The organism is Mesorhizobium sp. M7A.F.Ca.CA.002.04.1.1 (assembly GCF_004022805.1).
GTDB lineage: Bacteria > Pseudomonadota > Alphaproteobacteria > Rhizobiales > Rhizobiaceae > Mesorhizobium > Mesorhizobium ciceri.
This window is the reverse complement of record NZ_RZPL01001088.1, coordinates 1-1,191: the sequence shown is the minus strand read 5'-3', so window position 1 is coordinate 1,191 and position 1,191 is coordinate 1. Positions and strand designations below refer to the sequence as shown.

Annotated in this window: 1 protein-coding gene; it reads left to right on the top strand. The window is 62.6% G+C overall.

The features are described 5' to 3' along the window. A partial coding sequence (gene glyS, locus ENZ75_RS32360; RefSeq protein WP_128278640.1) for a glycine--tRNA ligase subunit beta occupies positions 1 to 1,191 on the top strand: 1,191 nt, incomplete at both ends.

Genomic DNA, 1,191 nt, shown 5'->3' with positions numbered 1-1,191 from the left:
ACCTATGGCCACCGCTTCCATGCGCCTGATGCGATCATGGTGCGCCGCTTCGACGACTATGTTTCCAAACTGGAAGCGGCCAAGGTCGTGCTCGATGCCGACCGCCGCAAGGAGATCATCCTTGCCGACGCCCGCAATCTCGCCTTCGCCAACGGGCTCGATCTGGTCGAGGACGAAGGGCTGCTGGAGGAGGTGTCCGGACTGGTCGAATGGCCGGTCGTGCTGATGGGCGAGTTCGAGGAGGCATTCCTTGCCATTCCAGCCGAAGTGATCCGACTGACCATCCGCGCCAACCAGAAGTGCTTTGTGACGCGGCCGCAGGGTGTCGACGACGCGCTTTCCAATCGCTTCATTCTAACCGCCAACATCGAAGCCAGGGATGGCGGCAAGGAGATCGCCCACGGCAACGGCAAGGTGGTGCGCGCCCGTCTGTCCGACGCGCTTTATTTCTGGACGACCGACCAGGGCGATTTGCCTGACCTGGCTGAGCTCGAGGCATCGGCGGAAAAATTCGGGCTTGATCTCAAGAAGCCTCTCGACCAGCGCATGGCCCGCCTCGACCATCTCGGCGTGACTTTCCACGCCAAGCTCGGCACGCAGGGCGAACGGGTGGAGCGGATCAAGCGATTGGCGGAAGAACTGGCTCCGACAGTCGGCGCCGATCCCGCACTCGCGCGCCGCGCTGCCGTCTTGGCCAAGGCAGATCTCACCACCGAAGTCGTCGGCGAGTTCCCGGAACTGCAAGGCGCCATGGGCCGCAAATATGCGCTGCTTCAGGGCGAGCATGCATCGGTCGCCGCTGCAGCGGAGGAACACTACAAGCCGCAAGGCCCGTCCGATCGCGTATCGAGCGATCCGGTTTCGATCACAGTGGCGCTTGCCGATAAGCTCGATACGCTGGTCGGTTTCTGGGCAATCGACGAAAAGCCGACTGGGTCGAAGGATCCCTATGCGCTGCGTAGAGCGGCGCTGGGTGTGGTTAGAATATTGGTCGAGAATGATATTCGACTGGCGCTGGCAGCCATCGTCGGGAAAGCGTCTGACCTTCTGTCCTTCTTCCACGACCGCCTGAAAGTCTACCTCCGCGATCAGGGCGCCCGGCACGATCTCATCGATGCCGTCATCACGCCGCAGTCCGACGACCTCTTGCAGATCGTCCGCCGCGTCGAGGCGCTCGGCGCCTTCCTCGAC